This is a genomic window from Massilia sp. BGA-UO-ETr-WB1 (assembly GCF_059567845.1).
The window spans coordinates 52,520-78,866 of record NZ_JCAQOT010000013.1; the positions used below are offsets into that span (position 1 = coordinate 52,520).

The 26,347-nt window shown below is 65.9% G+C and carries 27 protein-coding genes; 24 read left to right on the top strand and 3 right to left on the bottom strand.

Going from position 1 to position 26,347, the window contains the following annotated elements:
• Positions 1–14: 14 nt before the first annotated feature.
• Positions 15–581 carry a transcription elongation factor GreB gene (greB, locus tag AC56DV_RS01635; RefSeq protein ID WP_496312565.1) on the bottom strand — a complete coding sequence of 189 codons (567 nt, stop codon included), beginning with the start codon at positions 579–581 and terminating at the stop codon, positions 15–17.
• 81 nt (positions 582–662) lie between these two features.
• Between greB and AC56DV_RS01640 the strand changes: the two genes are divergently transcribed.
• From AC56DV_RS01640 to AC56DV_RS01690, 11 genes are all read left to right on the top strand, one after another.
• The gene (locus tag AC56DV_RS01640) at positions 663–1,781 is read left to right on the top strand and encodes a sensor histidine kinase (RefSeq protein WP_496312566.1); all 1,119 of its coding nucleotides are present in this window, start codon (positions 663–665) and stop codon (positions 1,779–1,781) included.
• A gap of 43 nt (positions 1,782–1,824) precedes the next feature.
• Entirely contained in the window at positions 1,825–2,472 is a 648-nt protein-coding gene (locus AC56DV_RS01645) for a response regulator (protein WP_057157571.1), read from the top strand.
• A 148-nt stretch (positions 2,473–2,620) separates the two neighbouring features.
• Positions 2,621–4,216, top strand: a complete 1,596-nt coding sequence (locus AC56DV_RS01650; RefSeq protein WP_496312567.1) for a GGDEF domain-containing protein — start codon at positions 2,621–2,623, stop codon at positions 4,214–4,216.
• A 292-nt stretch (positions 4,217–4,508) separates the two neighbouring features.
• Positions 4,509–6,011 (top strand): flagellin N-terminal helical domain-containing protein, encoded by a 1,503-nt coding sequence (locus AC56DV_RS01655; RefSeq protein WP_496312568.1) that lies wholly within the window; start codon positions 4,509–4,511, stop codon positions 6,009–6,011.
• Between the two features lie 99 nt (positions 6,012–6,110).
• Complete coding sequence (locus AC56DV_RS01660; protein WP_496312569.1) at positions 6,111–6,491, top strand: flagellar protein FlaG; 381 nt, start codon at positions 6,111–6,113, stop codon at positions 6,489–6,491.
• A 189-nt stretch (positions 6,492–6,680) separates the two neighbouring features.
• A complete protein-coding gene (gene fliD / locus AC56DV_RS01665) occupies positions 6,681–9,356 on the top strand; it encodes a flagellar filament capping protein FliD (RefSeq protein ID WP_496312570.1) in 2,676 nt (891 codons plus the stop codon).
• Positions 9,357–9,373: 17 nt separating this feature from the next.
• A complete protein-coding gene (gene fliS / locus AC56DV_RS01670; protein WP_496312571.1) occupies positions 9,374–9,823 on the top strand; it encodes a flagellar export chaperone FliS in 450 nt (149 codons plus the stop codon).
• A 3-nt stretch (positions 9,824–9,826) separates the two neighbouring features.
• Positions 9,827–10,156 carry a flagellar protein FliT gene (locus AC56DV_RS01675; protein WP_496312572.1) on the top strand — a complete coding sequence of 110 codons (330 nt, stop codon included), beginning with the start codon at positions 9,827–9,829 and terminating at the stop codon, positions 10,154–10,156.
• A 20-nt stretch (positions 10,157–10,176) separates the two neighbouring features.
• Entirely contained in the window at positions 10,177–11,754 is a 1,578-nt protein-coding gene (fliK, locus tag AC56DV_RS01680) for a flagellar hook-length control protein FliK (protein WP_496312573.1), read from the top strand.
• Positions 11,744–12,082 carry an EscU/YscU/HrcU family type III secretion system export apparatus switch protein gene (locus AC56DV_RS01685; protein WP_496312574.1) on the top strand — a complete coding sequence of 113 codons (339 nt, stop codon included), beginning with the start codon at positions 11,744–11,746 and terminating at the stop codon, positions 12,080–12,082. Before fliK ends, AC56DV_RS01685 begins: the two co-directional genes overlap by 11 nt.
• Positions 12,082–12,843, top strand: coding sequence for a flagellar brake protein (locus AC56DV_RS01690; RefSeq protein WP_496312575.1), 762 nt, complete (start codon positions 12,082–12,084; stop codon positions 12,841–12,843). The genes AC56DV_RS01685 and AC56DV_RS01690 overlap by 1 nt, the downstream gene beginning before the upstream one ends.
• A gap of 31 nt (positions 12,844–12,874) precedes the next feature.
• Here AC56DV_RS01690 and fliE read toward each other — a convergent pair whose 3' ends face one another.
• Complete coding sequence (gene fliE, locus AC56DV_RS01695; RefSeq protein WP_496312576.1) at positions 12,875–13,222, bottom strand: flagellar hook-basal body complex protein FliE; 348 nt, start codon at positions 13,220–13,222, stop codon at positions 12,875–12,877.
• Positions 13,223–13,464: 242 nt separating this feature from the next.
• Here fliE and fliF point away from each other — a divergent pair, with 242 nt between their 5' ends.
• The 13 genes from fliF (at position 13,465) to fliR (ending at position 25,089) form a co-directional block, all read left to right on the top strand.
• Positions 13,465–15,207, top strand: a complete 1,743-nt coding sequence (gene fliF, locus AC56DV_RS01700) for a flagellar basal-body MS-ring/collar protein FliF (protein WP_496312577.1) — start codon at positions 13,465–13,467, stop codon at positions 15,205–15,207.
• Positions 15,200–16,198, top strand: coding sequence for a flagellar motor switch protein FliG (fliG, locus tag AC56DV_RS01705; protein ID WP_057157557.1), 999 nt, complete (start codon positions 15,200–15,202; stop codon positions 16,196–16,198). The genes fliF and fliG overlap by 8 nt, the downstream gene beginning before the upstream one ends.
• 14 nt (positions 16,199–16,212) lie before the next feature.
• Positions 16,213–16,953, top strand: a complete 741-nt coding sequence (locus AC56DV_RS01710; protein ID WP_496312578.1) for a flagellar assembly protein FliH — start codon at positions 16,213–16,215, stop codon at positions 16,951–16,953.
• 1 nt (position 16,954) lies between these two features.
• A complete protein-coding gene (gene fliI, locus AC56DV_RS01715; RefSeq protein ID WP_496312579.1) occupies positions 16,955–18,361 on the top strand; it encodes a flagellar protein export ATPase FliI in 1,407 nt (468 codons plus the stop codon).
• A gap of 35 nt (positions 18,362–18,396) precedes the next feature.
• A complete protein-coding gene (fliJ, locus tag AC56DV_RS01720; RefSeq protein WP_496312580.1) occupies positions 18,397–18,837 on the top strand; it encodes a flagellar export protein FliJ in 441 nt (146 codons plus the stop codon).
• A 28-nt stretch (positions 18,838–18,865) separates the two neighbouring features.
• Positions 18,866–20,380 (top strand): flagellar hook-length control protein FliK, encoded by a 1,515-nt coding sequence (locus AC56DV_RS01725; RefSeq protein WP_496312581.1) that lies wholly within the window; start codon positions 18,866–18,868, stop codon positions 20,378–20,380.
• Between the two features lie 85 nt (positions 20,381–20,465).
• Positions 20,466–20,957, top strand: a complete 492-nt coding sequence (fliL, locus tag AC56DV_RS01730) for a flagellar basal body-associated protein FliL (protein ID WP_496312582.1) — start codon at positions 20,466–20,468, stop codon at positions 20,955–20,957.
• 23 nt (positions 20,958–20,980) lie between these two features.
• The gene (gene fliM, locus AC56DV_RS01735; RefSeq protein WP_025595560.1) at positions 20,981–21,961 is read left to right on the top strand and encodes a flagellar motor switch protein FliM; all 981 of its coding nucleotides are present in this window, start codon (positions 20,981–20,983) and stop codon (positions 21,959–21,961) included.
• A gap of 27 nt (positions 21,962–21,988) precedes the next feature.
• Positions 21,989–22,408 carry a flagellar motor switch protein FliN gene (fliN, locus tag AC56DV_RS01740; protein ID WP_056393969.1) on the top strand — a complete coding sequence of 140 codons (420 nt, stop codon included), beginning with the start codon at positions 21,989–21,991 and terminating at the stop codon, positions 22,406–22,408.
• The gene (gene fliO / locus AC56DV_RS01745) at positions 22,405–23,187 is read left to right on the top strand and encodes a flagellar biosynthetic protein FliO (RefSeq protein WP_496312583.1); all 783 of its coding nucleotides are present in this window, start codon (positions 22,405–22,407) and stop codon (positions 23,185–23,187) included. Before fliN ends, fliO begins: the two co-directional genes overlap by 4 nt.
• Positions 23,177–23,941 carry a flagellar type III secretion system pore protein FliP gene (fliP, locus tag AC56DV_RS01750; protein WP_056393967.1) on the top strand — a complete coding sequence of 255 codons (765 nt, stop codon included), beginning with the start codon at positions 23,177–23,179 and terminating at the stop codon, positions 23,939–23,941. The genes fliO and fliP overlap by 11 nt, the downstream gene beginning before the upstream one ends.
• A gap of 13 nt (positions 23,942–23,954) precedes the next feature.
• Positions 23,955–24,224 (top strand): flagellar biosynthesis protein FliQ, encoded by a 270-nt coding sequence (gene fliQ / locus AC56DV_RS01755; protein WP_025595552.1) that lies wholly within the window; start codon positions 23,955–23,957, stop codon positions 24,222–24,224.
• A gap of 13 nt (positions 24,225–24,237) precedes the next feature.
• Positions 24,238–25,089: a flagellar biosynthetic protein FliR gene (gene fliR / locus AC56DV_RS01760; protein WP_496312584.1), complete on the top strand. Its 852-nt coding sequence runs from the start codon at positions 24,238–24,240 to the stop codon at positions 25,087–25,089.
• On the opposite strand, the gene flgL is transcribed toward fliR, so the two are convergent.
• Positions 25,086–26,345: a flagellar hook-associated protein FlgL gene (flgL, locus tag AC56DV_RS01765; protein WP_496312585.1), complete on the bottom strand. Its 1,260-nt coding sequence runs from the start codon at positions 26,343–26,345 to the stop codon at positions 25,086–25,088. The genes fliR and flgL overlap by 4 nt on opposite strands.
• Positions 26,346–26,347 lie beyond the last annotated feature (2 nt).

Sequence of the window (26,347 nt, forward strand, 5' to 3'; positions counted from 1 at the left end):
GTACGCGGCGCCGTCTATTCGCTGGCAGGCGCAGGATAGCTCACCTTCAGGATGTCCAGCTCTTCCACCCCGTTCGGCGTGTGCAGGGTGACGGCGTCGCCTTCGCGCGCCTTGGTCAGGGTGCGCGCCACCGGCGAGATCCAGCTGATCTTGCCTTTCAGCGGATCGAGCTCGTCGATGCCGACGATGGTGACGGTGCGCTCCTCGCCGCTGGGGTTGCTGTACGTAACGGTGGCGCCGAAGAACACCCGGTCGCTGCCGTGGTGCACGCTGGGGTTGACCACCTCGGCCAGGTCCATGCGCTTGGTCAGGAAGCGGATGCGGCGGTCGATTTCGCGCAGCCGCTTCTTGCCGTAGATGTAGTCGCCGTTCTCGGAGCGGTCGCCGTTGGAGGCGGCCCAGTGCACCACCCGCACCACCTCCGGCCGGTCGACGTCGATCAGCTGCAGCAGCTCGTCCTTGATGCGCTGGTAGCCGGCCGGCGTGATGTAGTTCTTGGATCCGGGCGGGATGGCCAGCGCGAGTGCGGCCGCTTCGTCGTCATCGTCGTTGTCGGTTTCTTTGGTAAATGCTTTACTCATGACTTCCACTACTTTCACGTATCATTGCTGCATGAAGCGATTGTACACACTCAAGCGCCATTTGCCGCGCCGCCGCGCGCCATGAGCGAACAGCCCGCCATTGCGGCGGCCCTGCAACTGGCCCAGGCGCGCTTCGACGCCATCGTGCGCAACATGCCGGGCCTGGTGTACCAGTTCGAGCGGCGCGGCGACGGCAGCGTGGCCTTCCCCTACCTGAGCGACGGCTGCCAGGCCCTGCTGGGCGTGACGGCCGCCGAGCTGCACGCCCAGCCGCAACGCTTCTTCGAGCTGATCCTGGAAGAAGACCGCAAGTCCTACCTGGACGCCATGCAAGCCTCGGCCGCCTCGCTGTGGAGCTGGAACTGGGAGGGCCGCATCTGGGTGGACGCGTGGAAGGACGTCAAATGGATCAACCTGCGCTGCACGCCGCACCTGCTGCCCGGCGCCGACACGGTGCGCTGGGAAGGCATCATGACCAATATCACGGAGAGCAAGCTGGAGCAGCTGGAAGTGCGCCAAAGCCGCGCCCGCCTGGCCGAGCTGACCGCCCACATCGAAACCGTGAAGGAGCAGGAGCGCACCCGCATCGCGCGTGAAATCCACGACGACCTGGGCGGCAACCTGACCGCCATCAAGATGGCGCTGGCCATGCTGAGCCGCCGCCTGCCGCCGGACGACGCCGCGCTGCAGGACAAGGCCGCCTACGTCGACTCGCTGGTGGACCGCACCATCGACGCGGTGCACCGCATTTCGCTCGACCTGCGCCCGTCTATCCTGGACTTCGGCCTGGTGGCGGCGCTGGAATGGCAGGCCAAGGAATTCGGCACCCAGGCCGGCATCGAGGTGACGTTCGACAGCGCGCTGCGCGAGATCGAACTGGACCCGGACCGCGCCAGCGCCCTGTTCCGCATCGTGCAGGAGGCGCTCAACAATATCGCCAAGCACGCGCGCGCCAGCAAGGTGGCGCTGCACCTGAGCCGCACGCGCCAGTACATCAGCCTGAAGATCAGCGACAACGGGCGCGGCATCGCCCCGGCCGACCGCGCCAAGCCGCAGTCGTTCGGCCTGCGCGGCATGGCCGAACGGGCCCGCGCGCTGGGCGGCACCTTGACCCTGGGCCACGCGCCCGGCGGCGGCACCGTGGTCGCCATCAAGATAAAACGCGAAAATGTGCACGCCGGCGCTACAATAGGGAAATGACACTTATTGCCGCAATGAAATAGTTCGGCCGCGCTAACGCCCAATGACAGACAAAGCCCTCATCAAAGTCTTCATCGCCGACGATCACGCCATTGTGCGTGAAGGCTTGAAGCAAATCCTGGCCGACACCCGCGACATCGTGGTGGCCGGCGAAGCGGAAAACGGCCTCGACGCCGTCAAGCTGTTCCGCAAATCGGGTTGCCACGTGATGCTGCTCGATATTTCCATGCCCGACCGCAGCGGCATCGAGGTGCTCAAGCAGGTGAAAAAGGACAAGCCCGAGCTGGCCGTGCTGATGCTGTCCATGCACCGCGAGGACCAGTACGCGATCCGCTCGCTCAAGGCGGGCGCGGCCGGCTACCTGACCAAGCAAAGCGCTCCTAAAGAGCTAGTCACTGCGATCCGCCAGGTCGCCGGTGGGTTAAAATACATTAGTCCGGCGCTGGCCCAGGAATTGGCCAACCACGTGGGCGAGGACCACGAGGCGCCGCCGCACGAAACGCTGTCCGACCGCGAATACCAGACCCTGACCATGATCGCCTCCGGCAAGACCGTGGGCACCATCGCCAAGGAACTGTCGCTGTCGGTCAAGACCGTCAGCGAGTACCGCGCCCGCCTGCTGGCCAAAATGAAGCTCAAGAACAGCGCGGAACTGACGCACTATGCGATCAAGAACCAGCTGATCGAATAGCAGCACAGCTCGATGGCGTTGTTGCTGGTTCATTATCGGTTCATGCCGAAAAGTAAGTGCTGTTCTGCCCGCTTATTGGCGCATAAGGGGACGCTGGCCTAAACTATCATGGAGCCAGTCAGTAAACTAGATAAAAAGGCCGTGCGTCATGCCCAGCAAATCGTCCCCTCCCGCAGCGACCGTGCAGAACCCGGCCGACATTGCGCGCGAAGCATTCCGCCGCCTGGCCACGCGCCGCATCGCGCCCACGCCGGAGGCTTACCGCGACATTTACCACGAGATCGCCGGGATTCCCGTGCCCACGCCCGCCCCGGTGCTGGCCGGCACCGCCGCGCCGGCCGATCCCGGCCCCGAATTGATGCTGTACCAGTTCGCCGCCCGCCTGGGCGACCAGCCCGGCGACCTGGCCGACTACGGCCGCCGCCTGAGCCGCGCCGTCAAGGCGCGCGACTGGGAAGGCTACGCCCGAACCCTGACCCAGCTGGCCGAGCGGCCCGCCACGGTCAAGCGCGGCATCGACGTGGCCGACATCCCGGACGGCGAACACACCAAGGCGCTGCGCGAAATGCTGAGCCGCACCCTGAGTTTCGCGGTGGCTTCGCTGCTGAGCGGCACCCCGGCCCTGGTGGCCGAGGCCGAGGCGCTGGGCGCGGCCACCAAGGAAGCCCATACCGAGGCGGCGCTGTCGGAGATCGCGCTGCGCCTGAAGCAGCTGTGCTACCAGATTGAACTGAAGAGCGGCGACACGGCCGAGCAGCAGGAACTGCTGCTGCGCCTGTTCCGCCTGCTGCTGGAGAATGTCAGCGAACTGCTGGACGACGATTCCTGGCTGCGCGGCCAGATCGACGCGGTGCAGGCGTTGATTTCCGGCCCGCTGGACCAGCGCGCGCTGGAAGACGCCACCCGCAGCCTGAAGGACGTGATCTACAAGCAAAGCCAGCTCAAGCACAGCCTGTCGGACGTCAAGCTCACCGTCAAGAACATGATGATGACCTTTATCGACCGCCTCGGCCAGGTGGCCGCCTCGACCGGCGACTTCCACGAGAAGATCGGCGGCTATTCGGCCAAGATCAGCCAGGCCGAGAACATCACCGAACTGAACCAGATCCTGGACGAGGTGCTGAAGGAAACCCGCATCGTGCAGGGCGAGGCGCTGAAGGCGCGCGACAATATGGTGATGGCGCGCCAGGAAGTGCAGGACGCCGAAGCCCGCATCCACCAACTGGAGGCGAAGCTGCAGCATATGAGCGAGCTGGTGCGCGAAGACCAGCTGACCGGCAGCCTGAACCGCCGCGGCCTGGACGACGTGTTCGAGCGCGAAACGGCGCGCGCGGACCGGCGCGGCACGCCGCTGTGCATCGCCGTGCTGGACCTGGACGACTTCAAGAAGCTGAACGACACCTACGGCCATATCGCCGGCGACGCCGCGCTCAAGCACCTGGTCAAGATCGTCAAGGACACCCTGCGTTCGATGGACGTGATCGCCCGCTTCGGCGGCGAGGAATTCCTGATCCTGCTGCCGGAAACGTCCATCGAGGCCGCCTCGCAGACCATGACGCGCCTGCAGCGCGAGCTGACCCGCCACTTCTTCATGCACGACAACGAGAAAGTGCTGATCACCTTCTCGGCCGGGGTGGCGCTGCGCCGCCCGCACGAGGACCAGACCGCGCTGGTGCAGCGCGCCGACAAGGCCATGTACCAGGCCAAGCAGACCGGCAAGAACCGCGTCGTGGTTGCCGATTAGCCAATTTCTTCTCAAAAACATTCCCGGCCCGCCCTAGTGCGGGCCTTTTTTATGCCCAAAATAAATTTATTTTGACCCTAAAGTTCAGCCGGAAAGCGCCGCTTAAGCGTGTACAAGAATGTGAATTTGAGGGTGAAACGAAAAAATTTTGCATCTTTTTCTCCCTTAATTTTCCCATGGGGCAACCGTTACCCATTACAACAGCGGCTTGATCGTCCCGGAACAGCGGGGCGGGCCAAAGTGAAATGAGCACGCAGCCCAACTAGCAGTACAAGTTTCGGAGAAACACATCATGGCACAAACCATCAACACCAACATTGCCTCGCTGAACTCGCAACGTAACCTGAATTCGTCGCAAGCCGCTCTGGGCACCTCCCTGCAACGCCTGTCGTCCGGCCTGCGCATCAACAGCGCCAAAGACGACGCTGCCGGTCTGGCAATTTCGGAACGCTTCACTTCGCAAGTTCGCGGCAACAACCAGGCAGCCCGCAACGCCAACGACGGCATCTCGCTGGCGCAAACGGCTGAAGGTGGTTTGAGCACCGCCGGCGACCTGCTGCAGCGTATCCGCGAACTGGCAGTGCAGTCGGCAAACGGCTCCAACTCCGCTTCGGACCGCAAGTCGATCCAGAACGAGGTGTCGGCCCTGTCGAAAGAACTGGACCGCGTTGCCACCAGCACCCAGTTCAACGGCCAGAACGTACTGGACGGTTCGCTGACCAACACCCAGTTCCAGGTTGGCGCAAACTCGAACCAGACCATCAACGTCGGCGTGCAGAGCGCCAAGGCATCGGACATCGGCAACAACGTGATCCGTCCGTCCGACATTGCTGCGTCTCAATCGCAGGCAGTAGCCGGCACCGCCAACAACGTGACTGCCGCTGAAGTGCTGACGATCAGTTCCGGCGCCGGCGTCAGCACCACCGTCAACACCGCAATTGGCGACAGCGCAAAGGCTGTAGCCGACAAGGTCAACGCGCTGTCCTCTACCAGTGGCGTAACCGCCCAGGCCAAGACTACCGCCACCATCGCCAACATTGGCACTGATGCCGGTGGCCTCGTGGTGGACGGTTCGATCCAGTTCGACCTGACCAGCGCCAACGGCAAGACGGTGACGATCTCGTCTTCGGTCAAAGATGGCGACCTGTCGGCAATCGCGCAGGCGATCAATGCGCAAACCGGGACCACCAATGTGACCGCGTCGATCAAGGTTGACCAAGCCACCGGTCGCAAGGAATTGCAACTGGACAACAACGCAGGCGACGACATCCGCATTGAGCCAGCCACCAGCAACGCCGGCATGGCAGCCGCAGAGATTCGCGGTCCCGACCTGGGTGACGGCACTGCGGCAGTCGCAGTACCACTGACGGCCGATGCAACCGTCGGCGGCCGCGTGGAGTTCTCGTCCGACAGCGGTTTCTCGATCGCCAGCACCGGCACCGCCATCACCGGCGCAGCCGACGTGGGCAGCGAACTGGATTCGGTTTCGGATCTGGACGTGAGCACCGTTGAAGGCTCGAACAAGGCCCTGCTGACGATCGACGCGGCTCTGAACTCGATCAACAGCAACCGCGCAGCACTGGGTGCGATCCAGAACCGTTTCGCTTCGACCATCTCGAACCTGCAAACGACCACGGAAAACCTGTCGGCTTCCCGTAGCCGCATCCAGGACACCGACTTCGCAGCGGAAACGGCCAGCCTGACCCGTGGCCAGATCCTGCAGCAAGCCGGTACCGCGATTCTGGCGCAAGCCAACTCGCTGCCGAACGGCGTACTGTCCCTGCTGCGTGGCTAATCGCCGCATAAGCCGGTAATGCAATGATGGGCAACCATCATTGCCGACTAGCGCCCTGGCTGACTCGTTCAGCCGGGGTTTTTTCGTAAAGGAAGCATCATGACTATCGATTCCATCAGCGCAGCCTCACCGCTGCGCGGCGCGGAGCGGCCGGTCACTGGCGCCGAGAGCGTGGCGCCGCAAGCAGTCGGCCGCGCCCCCGCCGCCACGGTGCTGGAAACGGCGGCAGCCGTGCGTGGCGCCGAACCGGCGCCCACGCTGGAGCAGGTCAGCCAGGCAGTATCGGACCTGAACAAGTCGCCGCTGGCCAAGTCGCAGGGCCTGGAGTTTTCCATCGACGACGACAGCAAGCGCACCATCGTCAAGGTGATCGACCAGACCACCAAGGAAGTGCTGCGCCAGATGCCGTCGCCGGAAGCGTTGCAGATTGCCAAGGCGCTGGACAACACCAAGGGTCTGCTGATCAGCCAGACCGCCTGAAACGGCGCGCCGCCCGGCGCGCCGTTTTTTTTCCCGCCATGGCATCATGGTGGCGACCCCAAGTACACTTTTCCCAGCGCGCTGCCCACTTTTTCAGCGACGCCGGAACTGGCGGGGAAATCCCCTTCTCAAGTCGGCTTTGATTATGCCGATAATGACTTATCTTATCGTTTTCCTTAGGAGTTCCTCGTGGGCATTTCTTCTCCTGGCATCGGTTCCAACGGACTGAACGTCAACGACATCATCAGCAAACTGATGGCCGTTGAGTCGGCGCCATTGGCCAACATGGACAAGAAGTCGGCCAGCTTCCTGGGCAAGGTGTCGGCATTCGGCAGCCTGTCCGGCGCACTGGGCTCCTTCCAGAGCTCGCTTAGCAGCCTGACCTCGCTGTCCAGTTTCCAAGCGCTCAGCAGCACCTCCAGCGACACCGCCATCATGACCGGCACCGCCACCGGCAAGGCGCTGCCGGGCAACTACAAGGTGGACATCAGCCAGTTGGCCCAGGCGCAGACGCTGGCCTCGGGCGGCTACAAGAGCACCACCGCCGCCATCGGCCTGGGCGCCACCACCAACCTGACCATCCAGCTCGGCACCGTCACCGGCGGCAGCTTCGGCGTGACCGGCGGCGCCTTGGGCGCCGGCGTGCTCAGCGGCGGCATCACGCCTGGCGCGCTGTCCCTTAACGGTACCGTGATCGCCACCGACAGCTCGATCCGCAGCGCCAAGCTGCTGGCCGACGCCATCAATGCCAAAAGCACCACCACCGGCGTGTCCGCCACCGCCGCCGCCACCGTGACCGCCGCCGACCTGTTCGGCAGCGGCGGCGCCAGCACTTTCGGCGACATCGACACCAGCGGCGGCGGCACCTATGCGCTGACTGTGGGCGGCGTAACCATTGCCAGCCAGGCCGACGGCGTTGCCGCCGGCGGCGGCATCACCGCCGCCGAACTGGACGCCGCGCTGACCGGCGACACCGCCGTCACACGCGCGCTGGCCGAAGCCAACATCACCGTCAGCGGCACCGCCGCCGGCGGCGACCTGAGGTTCAGCAACGCCGACGGCTCCAACGTGGTGGTGGCCGAAGCGGTCACCGGCAACGTCACCGGCGGCATCGCCAACAGCGGCAGCGCCAACACCGGCTCCAGCGTCACGGCCATGAGCACCATTTCGCTGGTCTCGGCCAGCGGCGGCCAGATCACCGTGGGCGGCACCAACCCGGCTGCGGCCGGGCTGACGGCCGGCGTCGGCGGCGCCTACTTGGGCGCCACCTTCGCCCAGGACGGCACCCGCAGCAGCGGCAACATTGTCATCGACAACAAGAACAACACGCTGGCCGGCATCCGCGACGCGATCAACAAGGCCAACTTCGGCGTCACCGCCAGCATCGTGTCCGACGGCAGCACCGACAAGCCGAACCACCTGGTGCTGACCTCGAGCGCCACCGGCGCCACCTCGACCATGAAGATCGCGCTGACCGGCGCGGACGGCAATCCGCCGGACGCCGACCTGGTCGCCCTGCTGGGCTACGATCCGGGCGGCGTGCAGAGCCTGAGCCAGAAGACCGCCGCGCAGGATACCAAGGCCAGCATCAACGGCATTCCGGTGACCAGCACCAGCACCACCATCAGCGGCGCCGTGGAAGGCATCTCCTTCACCGCCGTCAAGACCGGCGTGGCCAGCCTGACGGTGGCCAAGGATACTGCTTCGCTGACCACCTCGATCAACGGCTTTATCAAGGGCTACAACGAGCTCAACTCGCAGATCAAGCAGCTCAACGGCTACAACGCCGAGACCAAGACCGGCGGTCCGCTGCTGGGCGACTCGACCGTGCAAAACTTGCAAAGCGCCCTGCGACGCCAGATGTCGGCCAGCATCACCGGCTTGCAAGGCAAGCTGACCTCGCTCACCGACGTCGGCATCGGCTTCCAGAAGGATGGCACGCTGACGCTGGACAGCGCCAAGCTGAACAAGGCCATCGCCAACAATTTCAGCGACATTGCCACACTGTTCGCGGCAGTCGGCAACAGCACCGATGTCAACGTCTCGTTCACCAGCTCGACGGCCGCCACCAAGCCGGGCGACTACGCGCTCAACATCACCACCCTGGCCACCCAGGGCAGCTTGAAAAGCGCCGCCGCAATAGCGAACCCGGTGGTGATCGCCGCCGACACCGCCTGGACCGTCAAGCTGAACGACACCCTGCCCAGCACCGCGACCAATACGGCCACCGTCAAGCTGGCGGCCGGCAGCTATACCCCGGCCGAACTGGCCAACATGCTGCAATCGTCCATCAACGGCGCCACCAATTTCACCAACGCCGGCTCGACCGTGGCGGTGAAACTGGAAGACGACGGCACGCTGAGCATGACGTCCAACCGCTACGGTTCCAAGTCCAACATCACGCTCACCAACGACACCGGCACCGCTGTGTCCGACATTTTCGGCGGCGCCACCCCGGTGGAAGGGGTGGACGTGGCCGGCACCATCGGCGGCTACTCGGCCGTCGGCGACGGCCAGACGCTGACCGGCGCCCCCGGCGCGCCCATCGAAGGTCTGAAGCTGCTGGTCAAGGGCGACACCACCGGCGAACGCGGCGTGGTCGGCTTCTCGCAAGGCTACGCTTATCAGCTCAACAACCTTGCCAGCACCTACCTGGGCGCAAAAGGCGTGATTACCGGCCGCACCGCCGGCTTGAACAAGAGCGTACAAGACATCGCCAAGCAAAAAGATGCGTTCAATGCCAGACTAGTCGATATCGAAGCGCGCTACCGCAAGCAGTACACCGCGCTCGACACGGCCTTGTCCAGCATGAGCACTACCGCCTCGTTCCTCGCGCAGCAGTTCGCGAACATGGCAAACAGTTAATTTAAGGGAGACAGACTATGTTCGGATCAAGGCAGACCGGTGTCAACGCGTACGCCAAAGTGGGGATGGAAACCGGCGTGGTTGCCGCCAGCCCGCACAAACTGATCGTCATGCTGTTCGACGGCGCGCTGGTATCGATCAGCAACGCCCTGATGAACATGCGCTCCGGCAACATCGGCGAAAAAGGCAAAGCCATCTCCAAGGCCATCATGATTATCGACAGCGGCCTGCGCGCCGCGCTCGACAAAAAGGTGGGCGGCGAGATCGCCGAGGGGCTGGACGCGCTGTACGAATACATGAGCGGCCGCTTGCTGACGGCCAATCTGAAGAACGACCCGGCCATCCTGGAGGAAGTGCAGCGCCTGCTGGTGGAACTGCGCGACGCCTGGAATCAGATCGGCGACACCCCGGCACGCGCGCCCGCCGCCGCCGGCCCCACCAACATGAGCAAATACGCGAGCGCCTGATCCATGATGACGAATCAAGAAGTTTTATCCGTATACGCCGACATGGCATCGCTGACCGAACAGATGCTGGCGCACGCCACCCGCGGCGAATGGGACGAACTGGTGCTGCTGGAACAGCGCTGCGCCGGTCACGTGCGCACGCTGCAGGGCCAGGAAGACCCGCGCCCCATGCAGGGCGCCGAACGCGAGCGCAAAGTCGAACTGATCCGCCAGATGCTGACCGCCGACCGCCAGATCCGCGACCTGGCCATGCCGTGGATGGCGCAGCTGTCCGCCCTGATCAACAGCACCGGCACCGAACGGCGCCTGGTGAACGCTTACGGCAGCGTCTAAAGCCGGGATAGGAGCACATTATGCTGCCGCCGCGTCTGGACGCCACCGGCGTCAGGCCCGCCGGCGCAATTTCCCCGGCGCCGGCCGCCATTCCCGTCAGCGATGCGCGCCAGGCCGCGTTCCAGCGCGCGCTGAGCGGCATGGTCGGCCAGCCGATGAAGGGCGAAGTGCTGTCCAAGTATGACGACGGCAGCTACCTGGTGCGGGTGGCGGGCAATTCGGCCCGCATGGTGCTGCCCGGCGGCGCCCAGGTCGGCGCCGAAGTGCCGCTGACGCTGGTGACCGTCACGCCCCGCCCCACCTTCCAGGTCGGCACCGGCGCCCAGGCCCAGACCGCCCAGCTCTACACCGAAGCAGGCCTGCCGCCCGGCGACACTGCCGACACCGCGCCGCAAGGCCGCCTGCCGTCGCAGGACACCACCACGCTGTCGGGCCGCCAGCCCGGCGCCGGCAATCCGGCCGCCAATGCAAGCGGTGCCGGCGCCAATGCAGCCGCCACCCCGGCCAATGCAACGTCCGGTTCCGCAGCCAGCGCGGCTCCCAATACTCCCGCCAATCCGGGCGCAAACGCCGCTGCCAACGCGGCCGTTGCCAACGCCGCCCAAGCCCGCGCCGGCCTGGCAACCCAACTTGGCGCAAGCGGGCCGGCGGGTGCCCAGGGCGCGGCGCAGGCGGCGGCCGAGTCCGTCACCAAGGGGGCCGGACAATCCGCTGCACAGGTCCGCCCGCAAAGTCTGGCCGCCGCCCTGCTCGGCCGCGCCCCGCTGACCCCGTCCGACCAGTTGCCCAACCTCGGCCGCGACGCCCCCGCCGCCACCCTGAGCGCGGCGGCCCGCACCATCGCCAGCGCCCTGGCCACCGCTTACCTCCCGCCCGGCGTGCCCGCCATCATCAACGGCAAAGCGCCATTGATAGCCGCCGGCGTGCCGGACACCGACAAGCTGACGCACAGCCTGAAAAGCGCGCTGGGCGAAAGCGGCCTGTTCTACGAATCGCACGTGGCAGAATGGGCCGAGGGCAAGCGCCCGCTGCAGGAGCTGATGCGCGAGCCGCAGAACCAGCGCGCCCAGGCCATGGCGCACGCGCAGGCCGGCGGCCCGCAGACCAGCGAAAGCCTGGCCCGCGCCGCCCTCGCCGGCCCCGACCTGAGCGCTGCGCAAATGATCAACCAGCAATTGCACGCGCACGAACAGCAGCGCGTGCAGTGGAACGGCCAGGCTTGGCCGGGCCAGCCCATGCAATGGGAAGTGCAGCGCGACCAGCGCGAAGGCAGCCAGCAGGAGCAGGCCGACGGCCGCGAGCCGGAACCGGTGTGGCGCAGCGGCGTGCGCTTCCGCCTGCCGCTGCTGGGCAAGATCTCGGCGGCGGTGACGCTGGTGGGTGAACAGGTCCACATCCAGGTGCAAACCGGCGACGACGACAGCGCCGCCACCCTGCGCGCCTGGTCCGGCCAGTTGCAGCAGGCCATGGAAGCGGCCGGCTCGCCGCTGGCCTCGCTCACCATCGCCCCCGAAAACGGCGCAACCCCAGCCGGCGGTGCCAACATGGGCGCCGTGCCGGCCGTGGCCGCCCTGCCTGGGGACAGCCATGGCGAATGACGCCCCGCGCCGCCCGCTGCAAAGCGCGGTCGCCCTCACCTACAAGAACGATTCGCCGGCCCCCAAGGTGGTGGCCAAGGGGCGCGGCCTGGTGGCCGAACAGATCATCCACGTGGCCAACGAGCACGGCGTGCACATCCACGAATCGAAGGAACTGGTGTCCCTGCTGATGGATGTTGACCTGGATCGACAAATCCCCCCGGCGCTCTACCGGACAATTGCGGAACTACTAGCGTGGCTATATCATATTGAATCAGCGCAAAAGTCTGGCCAGCCCCCGCCCCCGGCCCCGGACACCAGCTCTCCACATAGAGACCCAGAAGAATAATGCACTCAAACAGACAAGACGCGGACTTGGAAAACTGGCACGACTTCGAGGTGGAATCGCGCAGGGAGATCATTGCGCTGCTGCGCAGCATAAGCGAGAAAAACCAGCTGATCCGCATGCTGGTGCAAGGCGAGTCCGACGTGTGCGTCACCTCCATCCTGGAAGTCGACGCCGACAACAACAGCGTCATCCTGGACTGCTCCATCAACACCGAGCAAAACCAGCGCATCCTGTCGGCCAAGTCGCTGTCCTATGAAACCACGCTGGACAAGATCCGCATCCTGTTTTCCAGCCAGCGGGTCGAGAAATGCATGTTCGAGGGCACGCCGGCGCTGAAGATCGCCCTGCCGGCCACCCTGATCCGCCTGCAGCGGCGCGAGTATTACCGCATGAGCACGCCGGTCAGCAACCCGGTGCGGGTGGTGATCCCGCTGCCGGCCGAACTGGGCGGCGGCAACAGCAGCTTCCCGCTGGCCGACATCAGCTGCGGCGGCATCGCCATCCTCGACAACAAGCTGCTGCTGGGCGACAGCATCGGCAAGCAGTACGCGGACTGCCGCATCGAGCTGCCGGAAGTGGGGCCCATCGTCACCGGCCTGCAGATCCGCAACTGCCTCGACATGACCCTGCTCAACAACAAGTCCAACCGCCGCCTCGGCTGCCAGTTCACCGACATGGCGCGCGGCGCGCTCAATTCCGTGCAGCGCTACATCACCCGCCTCGAGCGCGAACGTAACGCCCGCATCGCCGGGCTGGGTTAAAGAAGCGAAAAAAGGGGCCGGGCCCCTTTTTTCACACCTGCATATTCATGATGTCCTGGTAAGCCGACACCAGCTTGTTGCGCACCTGGATGGTGGCCTGGAAGTTGATGCTGGCTTTTTGCATCGACACCATCACGTCCGACAGGCTGACCGAATCGTCCCCCATCTGGAAGCGCTTGCCCAGCTCCTGCGACTTGGTCTGGCTGGCCGAGACCGCGTCCAGCGCGTCCTTCAGCGCGTCCGAGAACTGCACCTTGGCCGCCGGCGCCTCGGTCTGGATGGCCGGCACGCTGGCCTGCGGCTTGGCCGCGTGGGCCTTCAGCTGCTCCATCATCGCTTGTATCCTGCTGCTATCTATGCCCAGGCCGCTTGTTTTCATGTGAACTCCAAATTTGTTGCTTCCGCGGAACAGTCATGCGGTGGTGCCGCGCTACAATAGGCGGCGCAATGATCAGTGCTGCCAGAATACCTGTCCGTATAGCAAGCTGCTGCCAGAAGCAGGCCGGTAAACAGCCTGCTTTTCCTGAGATGGGCCGGGACCGCCACCGACGATAATGTGCAACAGGCCGAGACCCGGCCAAAAACCGGTCCCATCCACCAACCAACGAATACACACCAGCCATGGCAGCAGCAGCCGAACAAATCGACATCGACGAAGCAGCGGTCCCGGCGCAAGCCGAACCGAAGCCGCCGTTCTTCCAGACGCCGCTGGGCCGACGGGTGATGATGGGCGCCGGCGCGGCCGCCGTGGTGGCCGTCATCGTCGCACTGTGGCTGTGGAACCAGCCGCCCGCCTACGGCGTGCTGTTCTCCAACTACACCGACCGCGACGGCGGCGCCATCACGGCCGCGCTGGACCAGATGCAGATCAAGCACAAGTTCTCGGAAGGCGGCACCGCCATCCTGGTGCCGACCGAGCAGGTGCACGACGCACGCCTGAAGCTGGCCGCGCAGGGCTTGCCCAAGGGCGGCAACGTGGGCTTCGAGCTGATGGAGAACCAGAAGCTGGGCGTGTCCCAGTTCCTCGAACAAGTGAACTACCAGCGCGCGCTGGAAGGCGAACTGGCGCGCTCGATCCAGTCGATCGCGGCGGTCGATTCGGCCCGCGTGCACCTGGCCATGCCGAAAGACAGCGTGTTCGTGCGCGAGCAGCAGAAGCCGACCGCGTCGGTGATGCTGCACCTGCACCCCAACCGCCAGATCGAACCGGCCCAGGTGCAGGCCATCGTGCACCTGGTGGCCTCCTCGGTGCCGCAGTTGATGCCGTCCAACGTGACGGTGGTGGACCAGGCCGGCAACCTGGTGTCGGACACCAACAAGAACGGCGCCGGCAGCAACAAGAGCCTGGACGCCAGCCAGCTGAAATACGTGCAGGAACTGCAGAAACAGGTCATCAAGCAGGTCGAGTCCATCGTGCTGCCCATCGTCGGCGAAGGCAATGTGCGCGCCGAAGCGGTGGCCGACGTGGACTTCGCCGCCGTCGAGCAGGCCGCCGAGTCGTACAAACCGAATTCGCCGCCGGAAGCGTCCGCCATCCGCAGCCAGCAGAGCAGCGAGACCAACGGCGCCGGCAATGCCAATCCGAACGGCGTGCCGGGCGCGCTGTCGAACCAGCCTCCGGGCACCGCCACCGCGCCGCTGACCACCACGCCGCCGGGCACCGCCCCTGCCCCCGGCACGCCGCCCGGCACCGTGGCCGCCGGCGCCAGCGGCTTGCCGAACCACAAGGAATCGACCACCAACTTCGAAGTCGACAAGACCGTGCGCTACGAGCAGAAGGCCATGGCCGGCCTGAAGCGCATGACGGTGGGCGTGGTCATCAATTACCGCCGCATCGTGGACGCCAAGACCGGCAAAGTCACCATCAAGCCGTTCACGCCGGAGGAAATGGCCAAGATCAACAGCCTGGTCAAGGAAGCCATGGGCTACAACCAGGAACGCGGCGACTCGCTGAGCGTGGCCAACGCGCCGTTCGACGGCGTCGACAAGCCATTCGAGGCGCCGGTGGTGCTGGACTGGTGGCGCGACCCGGCCAACCTGCCGCTGGCCAAGGAACTGGCCAAGTTCCTGATCACCGCGCTGATCCTGCTGTACATCCTGCTGCGCATCGTGCGGCCGATGATGCGGCCGGTGTTCAAGAAGATCGACGAGATCAACGAGCCCGAGCCTGAACCGGAAGAACCGGTCATCGAGGAACCGGTGGGCCCGACGCCGGAAGAGATCATGGCGGAAGAACTCGCTAAAATGGAAGAAAATACCGCGCGGACATACCGCGACAACCTGGCGCTGGCGAAGAAACTGGCCGCGGACGATCCGCGCATCGTCGCCAACGTCATCAAAGCATGGATAGGCGCAAATGACTGATTCTACCGGACTGCAAAAAGCCGCCATCCTGATGCTGGCGATGGGCGAGAGCGAAGCCGCCGAGGTGATGAAATTCCTCGGCCCGCGCGAGGTGCTGAAGCTGGGCGCGGCCATGGCCACGATGAAAAACGTGCCGCACGAGCAAGTGGTCGACACGCTGGACGACTTCCGCGACCAGGTGGCGGCCGCCTCCACCGTGGGCCTCGATTCGGACGAGTACATCCGCCAGGTGCTGACCAAGGCGCTGGGCGACGACAAGGCTTCGGTGCTGCTGTCGCGCATCCTGGGCGGCAAGGACGCGTCCGGCATCGAATCGCTGAAGTGGATGGATTCGCAGTCGGTGGCCGAACTGATACGCAACGAGCACCCGCAGATCATCGCCACCATCCTGGTGCACCTGGAACGCGACCAGGCTTGCGAAATTCTGGGACACTTCACAGACCGCTTGCGCAACGACGCGGTGCTGCGCATCGCCACCCTGGACGGCGTGCAGCCGGCCGCGCTGCGCGAGTTGAACGACGTGCTCACCAAGCTGCTGTCGGGCAATGAGAACATCAAGAAATCGACCTTGGGCGGCGTGCGCGCGGCGGCCGAGATCCTGAACTTCATGAGCGGCGAGCAGGAAAACTCGGTGATGGACAACATCAAGAACTACGACAACGACATGGCGCAGAAGATCATGGACGAGATGTTCGTGTTCGACAACCTGATCGACATCGACGACCGCGGCATCCAGCTGCTGCTGCGCGAAGTGCAGTCGGAAATGCTGATCATCGCCCTGAAGGGCGCGTCGCAGGACCTGCGCGACAAGATCTTCAAGAACATGTCGGCGCGCGCCAGCGAAATGATGCGCGAAGACCTGGAATCGAAAGGACCGGTGCGCCTGTCCGAAGTGGAAACGCAGCAGAAGCAGATCCTGCAGATCGTGCGCCGGCTGGCCGACGAAGGGCAGATCGTGCTGGGCGGCAAAGGCGAAGATTCCTTCGTCTAAGTTGATAGAGTTACATGGCACAGATACCCAAAGAGCAGCAAACCGCCTTCCAGCGCTGGGAAATGAAGTCCTTTGGCGACTTCCGCCCCAGCGCCGTGGCCGCGCGCGAAGCCGAAGCGGCCGCGCAGGCCGCCCTCGCCCCACCTCCGCCGCTGCACGCGGAGGCCAGCGAGGAACACTACTTGGAGGAACCGCCTCCCCCCGCCTACCCGACCGAAGAGGAACTGGCCGCGATCCGCGAGCAGGCCCGCATCGACGGCTACGACAAGGGCTATGCGGCGGGCCACGCCGAAGGCCATGCGGACGCCATTGCGCTGGGCAAGGAAGCCACCGACCTGGAACTGGCGCCGCTGCGCGAGCTGGCCGGCAACTTCAGCACCGCGCTGCAGGACGCCGACCAGCTGATCTCTGCCGACGTGCTGGAACTGGCGCTGCAGCTGGCCAAGGGCATGCTCAAGCAGTCGCTGCAGGTGAAGCCCGAGCTGATCCTGCCCATCGTGCGCGAAGCCGTCGAATACCTGCCGGTGCTGCAGCAGCCGGCGCTGCTGATGCTGAACCCCGAGGACGCGAAAACCGTGCGCGAAGGCATAGGCGAGGAGCTCGACAAGGGCGGCTGGCGCGTGATCGAGGACGCGCAGATCGAACGCGGCGGCTGCAAGATCGACACCGCCAGCAACCAGATCGACGCCCAGGCGTCGACCCGCTGGCAGCGCCTGACCTACGCGCTGGGCAAAGACGTGAGCTGGCTGGACTGACATGGGCGACGCCTCCCAACCCAACCTGCACGCCGGCCGCTGGCGCGCCTACCTGCACGACTGCGCCGCGCTGACCGAGTTCGTTGAGCCGATGCAAGTGTCGGGCCGCGTCACGCGCGTGGCCGGGCTGGTGATGGAGGCCGTGGGCCTGCGCCTGGCCGTGGGCGCGGCCTGCACCGTGCCGCTGCCGTCCGGCGGTAAAGTCGAGGCCGAGGTGGTGGGCTTCGAGGGCGACCGCCTGTTCCTGATGCCGCAAAGCGATGTCGAAGGCATCGTGCCCGGCACCCGCGTATTCCCGATCGAACCGACCATACCGCGCCCCGGCAGCGTCACGCACCCGCGCCGCCGCCCCAGCGACCGCGCGCGCCACCTGCCGGTCGGCCCGGAACTGCTGGGCCGGGTGCTGGACGGCGCCGGCCGCCCGCTGGACAACCTGGGCCCGCTGCACACCACGGAAAGCGCCCCCATCAATGTGCGCCCCGCCAATCCGCTGGGCCGCGCGCCCATCGTGGAAACGCTGGACGTGGGCGTGCGCTCGATCAACGCCATGCTGACCGTGGGGCGCGGTCAGCGCATGGGCCTGTTCGCCGGTTCCGGCGTCGGCAAGTCGGTGCTGCTGGGCATGATGGCGCGCTACACCGAGGCCGACGTGATCGTGGTCGGCCTGATCGGCGAACGCGGCCGCGAGGTGAAGGAATTCATCGAGCAGATCCTGGGCGAGGAAGGCCTGGCGCGCTCGGTGGTGGTGGCGGCTCCGGCCGACACGCCGCCGCTGATGCGCATGCAGGGCGCGGCCTATTCCACCGCGATTGCCGAGTATTTCCGCGACCAGGGCCAGAACGTGCTGCTGATCATGGATTCGCTGACCCGCTACGCCATGGCGCAGCGCGAAATCGCGCTGGCCATCGGCGAGCCGCCCGCCACCAAGGGCTATCCGCCTTCCGTGTTCGCCAAGCTGCCGATCCTGGTGGAGCGGGCCGGCAACGGCGAAATGGGCGGCGGCTCGATTACCGCCTTCTACACCGTGCTGACCGAGGGCGACGACCAGCAGGACCCGATCGCCGACTCGGCGCGCGCCATCCTGGACGGCCACATCGTGCTGAACCGGCGCCTGGCCGAAGCCGGCCACTACCCCGCCATCGACATCGAACAGTCGATCAGCCGCGCCATGCACTCGATCACCTCGCACGAGCACCAGACCCGCGCGCGCCACCTGAAGCAGCTGTTTTCGCGCTACGAGCGCAGCCGCGACCTGATTGCCGTGGGCGCCTACAGCCCGGGCAGCGACCCGGTTCTGGACCAGGCCATCAGCTTGCATGACGGTATTGAGCATTTCCTACAACAACAGATCACGGAGCGGGTCGACATGCTCGAGAGTTTGGGGCAATTGTCCGCTCTGTTCGATTGATTGACGGCCACGCCGGACGCCTATAATGAACCATCATGGCCTCCCAATCTCAACTTGAAACACTGATCGAACTGGCCCGGCGCGAAACCGACGACGCCGCCAAGCGCCTGGGCATGGCCCTGAAGGTGGTGGCGGACGCGGAGGAGAAGCTGAACATGCTGGTGGGTTACCGCGACGAATACGGCAAGCGCTTCGAAGCCAGCCAGCTGGCCGGCATCACGCCCATGGCTTACCGCAACTTCCAGGCTTTCATGGAAAAACTGGACAACGCGATCAAGGGCCAGGAAGAGGTATTGCGCCACAGCCAGCGCAAGGGCGAGCAGGAGAAGAGCATGTGGCAGGACGCCGAGCGCAAGCGCATGTCCTACTCCACGCTGAACGACCGCGCGCAGGCGCAGGCGCTCAAGCTGGAAGCCAAGCGCGACCAGAAGGCCATGGACGAACACGCCGCGAGGCAAGCATTCTATAAACGTTGAATTAAGTTAATCACTCTACGGCGCCATCATGCAGACACCGCTCATCACGACCACCACCGGCACCGGCGCCAATGCCGGCACGCCTGCGGCCAAGGCCACGTCCCCTGCGCCGGACACCCAGTTCCAGCAGGCGCTGACGCGCCAGATCGAGCAGCGCCAGTCCTGGATGCGCCCGGCCGCGCCCGCCCAGGCGGCCAGCCAGGCCAAAGCGGCCCAGCAGCAAAACGCCGCCCGCCCTGCCCCGGCCAGCCCGAACCAGGCGGCGCGTCCCGCAGAGCAGGCCAAGCCAGCTACGCCGCAAAAGCCGGCCAACGCATCGACCAACGCGTCCGCGAATTCGTCCGCCGATGCGGCCGGCCGTGCCGAAGACGGCAAGCCGGCCGGCGCCGCCGATAACGCCTCGCAGGCAGCCGGCGGCGCGCCCTCGGGCGCAGCCGGCAACACGGACGCCCAGGCCGGCGCGGACGCCGGCAACGGCACCGCCGATGCGCCCGCAGACGCAGCCGCCAACGCCGCCGCCTCCGACGCGGCGGCAGCGCAAGCGGCCGATCCCATGGCCGCCATGCTTGCCTTGATGGCCGCTTTCAACCAGCCCGCCGCGGCAGCAACGACTACAGCAGCAGCCGGCACGGACGCCACCGCAGAAGGCGCAGCGAGCCAGTCCGCCGGTACGCTGTCCGGCCTGTTGCCGGACGCCGGCGCGGCCGGCGACACCGCAACTGCGGCTGGCGCCGGGACGGCCGGCGTCATCGTGCTGGACGGCGAAGCCGCCCCGGACGATGCCGCCATCCAGGCCGCGCTGGAAGCGGCGTCCAGGCACCGAGCCAGCGCCCAGGCGCATGGCGACGCCGGCGCCGGCTCGGCTGCCGGCGAAGCCGGCAAGGCCAGCGCGCAAGCCGCGCCGGACGGTGCCCTGGCCCAAACCGGCCGCGCCCAGCCCGACGCCGGCGCCCAGCCGGCCGCCGCGCGCGACGCCAAGGCCGACTTCGCAGCCCTGCTCAAAGACGCCATGCCCGCCGCAGCACAGCCCACCGTGGCGCCCGCCGCGCAAGCCCAGCTGGCCACCGCCCAGGCCGCCAATGCCGCCGCCGGCAACCAGCTGCAAGCCCGCGTCGGCACCGCCGCCTGGGACCAGCAGGTGGGCCAGAAAGTGGTGTGGATGGTGGGCGGCGGCGAGCAGAGCGCCACGCTGGAACTGAACCCGCCCGACCTCGGCCCGCTGCAGGTGGTGCTGAACGTGTCGAACGATTCGGCCAGCGCCAGCTTCACCTCGGCCCAGCCGGAAGTGCGCGCCGCGCTGGAGGCGGCCATGCCGCGCCTGCGTGAAATGATGAGCGAGGCCGGCATCCAGCTGGGCAGCGCCACCGTCTCGGCCGGTATGTCGGATCAAAACAACGGCTTCGACCAGGCCCATGCCCGGTCGGCGCAGCAAAGCGGCGGCCGCAACGGCAGCGGCGGTGACGGCGGCGGCGGCGACGAAGGCGCGCCTGTTGCGCCGCCGCCGCGCCAGCGCGCGCTCGGCATGGTCGATACCTTCGCCTGACCATTCTGACCGGCACCCAAGGCGTGCCATAATGGCGACATGATCCACTTAAGCTGCAAGGGCAACTTTGAAAGCGAATCCTAAATTGAAAGCGGAACCTAAAGCAGAGGTTGCCGCTCCGGCCAACTCCAAGAAGCTGGTGCTGATCCTCGGCCTGGTGGCTGTGCTGGCCGCCGCCGGCGGCGGCGGCGCCTGGTTCATGCTCAAGGACGGCGGCGACGAAGCGCCCACCAAGCAGAAGAAGTCCGCGCCCAAGTCCGGCCCGCCGGTGTACGTGACGATAGAACCGTTCACCGTCAACCTGCAGCCGGAGAACGGCGAGCAGTACCTGCAGCTGGCCTTTACCCTGCAGGTGGGCGGCCTGGAGGAAGTGGAAGTCATCAAGAACAACATGCCCAAGGTGCGCAGCCGCCTGCTGCTGCTGCTGTCGAGCAAGAAGGCGTCCGAGATCAACACGCCGGAAGGCAAGCAGCAGCTGAGCGCCGAAATCATGGAACAAGTGCGCGCGCCGTTTGAAGAGCGCGGCGCGCAGCAGGACGTGACGGAGGTGCTGTTTACCTCCTTCATCATTCAGTAATTTTTGCCGACCAGTAGAAAGCCATGGCTGATAATTTTCTCTCCCAGGAAGAAGTTGATGCCCTTTTAAAGGGCGTCAATGGCGACCAGGACGACGCTGCGGCGCCGGAAGAAGTCGCGGGAGTCAGAACCTATAACCTGGCCACCCAGGAGCGCATCGTCCGGGGCCGGATGCCGACGCTCGAGATCATCAACGAGCGTTTCGCGCGCCTGCTGCGCGTGGGCCTGTTCAACTTCCTGCGCCGCAGCGCCGAGGTGTCGGTGGGGTCGGTGCGGGTCTCCAAATACAGCGAATTCATCCGCAACCTGGTGGTGCCGACCAATTTGAACCTGGTGCACATGAAGCCGCTGCGCGGCACCGCGCTGATGGTGTTCGATCCGGGCCTGGTGTTCCTGCTGGTGGACAACCTGTTCGGCGGCGACGGCCGCTTCCACACCCGGGTCGAGGGGCGCGATTTCACGCAGACCGAGCAGCGCATCATCCTGCGCATTCTCGATATCGTGTTCGAGGCCTACACCAAGTCCTGGGAGCCGGTCTATCCGGTCGAATTCGAGTACATCCGCTCGGAAATGAATACGCAGTTCGCCAACATCGCCACGCCGAACGAGGTGGTGGTGGCGTCCACTTTCACGGTGGAGCTCGGTTCGGTGTCCGGCCAGATCCACTTCTGCATGCCGTACTCGATGATCGAGCCGATCCGCGACGCGCTGACCTCCTCGCTGCAGGGCGAGGCGCTGGAAGTGGACAAGCGCTGGATCCGCCTGATGACGCAGCAGATCCAGATCGCCGAGGTGGAACTGGTCGCTTCGCTGGGCACGGCCAAGGTGTCGTTCGACGAGATCCTGAACATGCGGGTGGGCGACATTATCCCTCTCAATATCCCGGAGAGCATCGAAGCGACGGTGGACGGGGTGCCCGTGCTGGACTGCACCTATGGCGTGCTGAACGGCCAGTACGCGCTGAAGGTAGAGAAACTGCTGGCGAATGCCGATAACACGAAGTAATACAGCGAAGTAATTCTGGAGAGAAACATGTCGGATAATCAAGACGATCAAAGCTTGGATGATGATTGGGGCGCTGCGATCGCCGAGCAGGCCAAGGCGGAAGCCGAAGCGCTGCAAAACCAGCAGGCCGCGCAGGCGGCCGTGTTCCAGGACTTTTCCAAGCAGCCATCCAAGACCGAGACCCACAACGATATCGATTTCATCCTCGATATCCCGGTGCAGCTGACGGTGGAACTGGGCCGCACCAAGATCGCCATCAAGAACCTGCTGCAACTGGCGCAGGGCTCGGTGGTGGAACTGGACGGCCTGGCCGGCGAGCCGATGGACGTGCTGGTGAACGGCTGCCTGATCGCCCAGGGCGAGGTGGTGGTGGTGAACGACAAGTTCGGTATCCGCCTGACCGATATCATTACGCCTTCCGAACGCATCCGAAAACTGAATAAATGAAGCCTGCTTTCCCGTTTGCCGCGCCAACGGCCGCCCTGGCCGCCCTGGCTGCAGCCGCCATGCTTGCCTGCGCCCCGGCGCTGGCGGCGCAAACCGCCTCCGGTTCGATTTCCACCGCCAGCAAGCCTGCGGCCCAGCCCGACCCCGCCACCCTGCCCGCCGCCGCAGCCCAAGCCGCCAGCGCCGCCGCCGTGGCCACCACCGGCACCACCGGCGTGGTGCCGCCTGCCGGCGGCGCGGCCGCAGCGCCGGCCCCCGCCACCGATCAAGGAACCGCCACCGCTCCCGCCACACCGGGCAGCGCTGCGGCTCCCGCCACCGCCGCGCCGTCCACGCCCGAGCAGCAAGCCGCACTGGCCGGCGCCCGCCCGGCCACGGCCATCGACCCGGCGCAGGCGCCCACCGCCACCGGCAGCCTGCTGACCACCATCTTCTCGCTGATCCTGGTGCTGGGCCTGCTGATCGGCCTGGCCTGGCTGCTGAAACGCTTCGGCCCCAAAACCATCACCGGCGGCGCCCATGTCAAGCTGGTCGGCGCGCTCAGCGTCGGCGCGCGCGAGCGCATCCTGGTGGTGGAAGTGGGCGGGCAATGGATCGTGGTGGGCGCCTCGCCCGGCCGCATGAACGCGCTGGCCACGCTGCCGCGCCCTGACGGCGCGGACGGCGCGGACGGCTTCGATGCCGCAGGCGCCGCATCCGGCAGCAGCCCCGGCGCCCTGCCCGGCGCCAACTTCGCCGAATGGTTCAAACAGACAATAGAAAAACGTAATGGCAAATAAGCAAGGCAAGTCCGCCGCTGTCCTGAAGTGCCTGCTCGCGGCGGGCCTGGCGGCGGTGCCGCTGTGGGCCGGCGCCGACCCGACCATCCCCGCCTTCACGGCCACCCCGGCCGGCGGCGGCGGCACCAACTACGGCCTGTCGCTGCAGACGCTGATCCTGATGACGGCGCTGACCTTCATCCCGGCCGCGCTGCTGATGATGACCAGCTTCACCCGCATCATCATCGTGCTGTCGCTGCTGCGCCAGGCCATGGGCACCCAGTCGGCGCCGCCCAACCAGGTGATGGTGGGACTGGCGCTGTTCCTGACCCTGTTCGTCATGGGGCCGGTGCTGGACCGGATCTACGGCGAAGCCTACCTGCCGCTGCAGGAAAGCAAGATCACCATGCAGCAGGCGCTGGAAAAAGGCGCCGCGCCGCTCAAGTCCTTCATGCTCAAGCAGACCCGCCAGGCCGACCTGGCGCTGTTCGTCAAACTGTCGCGCACGCCCGCGCTGCAGGGGCCGGAAGACGTGCCGCTGCGCGTGCTGATCCCCGCCTTCGTCACCAGCGAGCTGAAGACCGCGTTCCAGATCGGCTTCGCCATCTTCATCCCCTTCCTCATCATCGACATGGTGGTGGCGTCGGTGCTGATGTCGATGGGTATGATGATGATGTCGCCGGCCGTCATTTCGCTGCCCTTCAAGCTGATGCTGTTCGTGCTGGTGGACGGCTGGCAGCTGCTGATCGGCTCGCTGGCCCAGAGTTTCTACTAGTGAAGGAGCGCCCATGACACCCGAAAGCGTCATGACGATGGGCCGCATCGCCATGGAGGTGACCCTGATGGTGGCCGCCCCCATGCTGCTGGTGGCGCTGGTGATCGGCCTGGTGGTGTCCATCTTCCAGGCCGCCACCCAGATCAACGAAGCCACGCTGTCCTTCATCCCCAAACTGGTGGGGGTGTTCGTGGCGCTGGTGGTGGCCGGGCCGTGGATGCTGTCGGTCATGCTGGACTATATGCGCAACGTGTTCACAGGCATCCCCGGCCTGGTCAACTGATGGTGGCGCGCCAGTGATCACGCTGTCCACCGTCGAGCTCAACACGTGGATCGCCTCCCTGCTGTGGCCGCTCACCCGCATCCTCGGCCTGATTTCCGCCGCGCCCATCTTCGGCAACCGCAGCACGCCCCGGTCCGTCAAGCTGGCGCTGGGCGTGCTGCTGGCCATGGTGATCGCGCCGACCGTGCCGGCCGTGCCCGCCGCCGATCCGCTGTCCTACGCCGGCCTGCTGATCCTGGTGCAGGAATTGCTGATCGGGGTGGCCATGGGCTTCACCCTGCGCATCGTGTTCGCCGCCGTCGAGATGGCCGGCGAGATCAGCAGCCTGACCATGGGCCTGGGCTTCGCCACCTTCTTCGATCCCAACACCCAGGGCCGCTCGTCGGCCATCAGCCAGTTCCTGGCGCTGCTGGCCACGCTGGCCTTCCTGTCGGTGAACGGCCACCTCGTGCTGCTGTCGGCGCTGGCGGAAAGCTTCCAGACGCTGCCGGTGTCCGGCATACCGATTGCCGGCGGCGGCTTCAAGCATGTGGCGGACTGGGGCGGACGGGTGTTCAGCGCCGGCATGCAGCTGGCGCTGCCCATCGTGGCGGCGCTGCTGATCATCAACGTGGCGCTGGGGATTTTGACCAGGGCGGCGCCGCAGCTGAACCTGTTCGGCATCGGCTTCCCGATTACGCTGGGCATCGGCTTCCTGGTGCTGGCCATGGTCTTGCCGTACATGGCCACGCCGCTGCAGAAGCTGTTCAACCAAGGGATAGAGAGTGCGCGCCAGTTCCCGCGCAACTGGGCCGACCGCGAGCCGCGGCCGCCGGCGCCGCTGATACCGGCGCCGGCACGGGCGCCGGCACCGGCTGCGAATTAGCTGATGAAGTTAAACAGCGACAAGCCCGTCAGCGTCTTGTAGGACTTCTGCGCCGCTTCCAGGTTGATCTGCTGCTGGGTGAACAGGGAAATGGCCTGGATGGTGTCCACTTCGATCAGGTTGGACAAGGTGGTGGCGTACTGGATGTTCAAGTCCTCGCCGGCGCTGTCCAGATAATCCAGCTCCTTCATGCGCGCGCCCACCGAGGCGCGCACCGCCAGCAGGTTGTCGGTCGCATTGTCGATATTCGAATTGGCCTGGTTCAGCGCGTTGGTCAGCCGCGCCTGGCCGGCCGCGCCTTCGCCGTTCACGCGCAGCGCCTTCAGCATGTCCTGCATGGTCTCGAACACGGACTTCTTGTCGCTCGGGTCGACCGTGAAGCTGTCCAGGTCGGCCGGGTCGCCCTTGATTTCGAACTGCAGGCCGTCGAAGCTGATGCTCTTGCCGCTGGTGTAGGGAATCGGGTCGGCCGGATCCGGCGCCGGCGGCACCGGCGTGCCCAGCGTCAGGTCCATCACCGTGTAGGTGGTCACCTTGGGCACGCCCGGCGTGGCCGGCACCACCGTGAAATTGATGGCGTACTGGTGGCCGGTGAGCGCGCTCGGGTCGGTCACCGCGCCCGGCGAAATGATGCCGGTGCCGCCGCGGTCGTAGTTGGCCGGGTCCACGCCGGTCTGGAACTTGCCGTTGCCGGTGGTGTTGTTCTCGAAAATGGCGCTGCCCGAATCGCTGATGCTGACCTTGCGCGACGAGCCGATCTGCAAGGTGCGCTCGCCCTGGTCGCCCTGGTAGGTGGCGCCGGTGCCGTTCAGCGTGAACGGGATGCTGTCCTTGAAGCCGGAGAAGATGTAGCCGCCCGAGCCGTCCGCCGTGTTGGCGAGGCCCAGCAAGTCTTGCAGCCTCCCTTCCAGCTCCACCGCCAGCGATTCGCGGTCCTTGTTGGTCAGCGAACCGGCGCCGGCCTTGACCGCCAGCTCCTTGATGTCCTGGTACAGCGAGGTGACCGAGGTCAGCGCCACTTCCTCCTGCGACAGCGAGGAACGGGCGTTCGAGCGGTTGGTGGCCAGCTGCGTGTTGATCGACTGCGACTGCGTCACTTCCAGCGCGCGCGCCGAGGCGATCGGGTCGTCGGCCGGGGTCAGCACGCGGCGGCCGGTGGCCAGCTGCTGCTGGGTCTTGGCGATGGCCGACTGCAGCGTGCCGAGCTGGCCCACGCCGTTGTCGAAAATGGTCTTGGAACTGATGCGCATGCTCATGA

Coding starts and splice junctions, on each gene's coding strand:
- fliG (WP_057157557.1), top strand. CDS start 15,200: ATGACTGATTCTACCGGACTGCAAAAAGCCGCCATCCTGATGCTGGCG.
- AC56DV_RS01675 (WP_496312572.1), top strand. CDS start 9,827: ATGATGACGAATCAAGAAGTTTTATCCGTATACGCCGACATGGCATCG.
- AC56DV_RS01710 (WP_496312578.1), top strand. CDS start 16,213: ATGGCACAGATACCCAAAGAGCAGCAAACCGCCTTCCAGCGCTGGGAA.
- fliF (WP_496312577.1), top strand. CDS start 13,465: ATGGCAGCAGCAGCCGAACAAATCGACATCGACGAAGCAGCGGTCCCG.
- fliM (WP_025595560.1), top strand. CDS start 20,981: ATGGCTGATAATTTTCTCTCCCAGGAAGAAGTTGATGCCCTTTTAAAG.
- fliS (WP_496312571.1), top strand. CDS start 9,374: ATGTTCGGATCAAGGCAGACCGGTGTCAACGCGTACGCCAAAGTGGGG.
- AC56DV_RS01655 (WP_496312568.1), top strand. CDS start 4,509: ATGGCACAAACCATCAACACCAACATTGCCTCGCTGAACTCGCAACGT.
- flgL (WP_496312585.1), bottom strand. CDS start 26,345: ATGAGCATGCGCATCAGTTCCAAGACCATTTTCGACAACGGCGTGGGC.
- fliO (WP_496312583.1), top strand. CDS start 22,405: ATGAAGCCTGCTTTCCCGTTTGCCGCGCCAACGGCCGCCCTGGCCGCC.
- AC56DV_RS01660 (WP_496312569.1), top strand. CDS start 6,111: ATGACTATCGATTCCATCAGCGCAGCCTCACCGCTGCGCGGCGCGGAG.
- AC56DV_RS01725 (WP_496312581.1), top strand. CDS start 18,866: ATGCAGACACCGCTCATCACGACCACCACCGGCACCGGCGCCAATGCC.
- AC56DV_RS01650 (WP_496312567.1), top strand. CDS start 2,621: ATGCCCAGCAAATCGTCCCCTCCCGCAGCGACCGTGCAGAACCCGGCC.
- fliP (WP_056393967.1), top strand. CDS start 23,177: ATGGCAAATAAGCAAGGCAAGTCCGCCGCTGTCCTGAAGTGCCTGCTC.
- AC56DV_RS01645 (WP_057157571.1), top strand. CDS start 1,825: ATGACAGACAAAGCCCTCATCAAAGTCTTCATCGCCGACGATCACGCC.
- fliN (WP_056393969.1), top strand. CDS start 21,989: ATGTCGGATAATCAAGACGATCAAAGCTTGGATGATGATTGGGGCGCT.
- fliQ (WP_025595552.1), top strand. CDS start 23,955: ATGACACCCGAAAGCGTCATGACGATGGGCCGCATCGCCATGGAGGTG.
- AC56DV_RS01685 (WP_496312574.1), top strand. CDS start 11,744: ATGGCGAATGACGCCCCGCGCCGCCCGCTGCAAAGCGCGGTCGCCCTC.
- greB (WP_496312565.1), bottom strand. CDS start 581: ATGAGTAAAGCATTTACCAAAGAAACCGACAACGACGATGACGACGAA.
- fliE (WP_496312576.1), bottom strand. CDS start 13,222: ATGAAAACAAGCGGCCTGGGCATAGATAGCAGCAGGATACAAGCGATG.
- AC56DV_RS01640 (WP_496312566.1), top strand. CDS start 663: ATGAGCGAACAGCCCGCCATTGCGGCGGCCCTGCAACTGGCCCAGGCG.
- AC56DV_RS01690 (WP_496312575.1), top strand. CDS start 12,082: ATGCACTCAAACAGACAAGACGCGGACTTGGAAAACTGGCACGACTTC.
- fliI (WP_496312579.1), top strand. CDS start 16,955: ATGGGCGACGCCTCCCAACCCAACCTGCACGCCGGCCGCTGGCGCGCC.
- fliJ (WP_496312580.1), top strand. CDS start 18,397: ATGGCCTCCCAATCTCAACTTGAAACACTGATCGAACTGGCCCGGCGC.
- fliK (WP_496312573.1), top strand. CDS start 10,177: ATGCTGCCGCCGCGTCTGGACGCCACCGGCGTCAGGCCCGCCGGCGCA.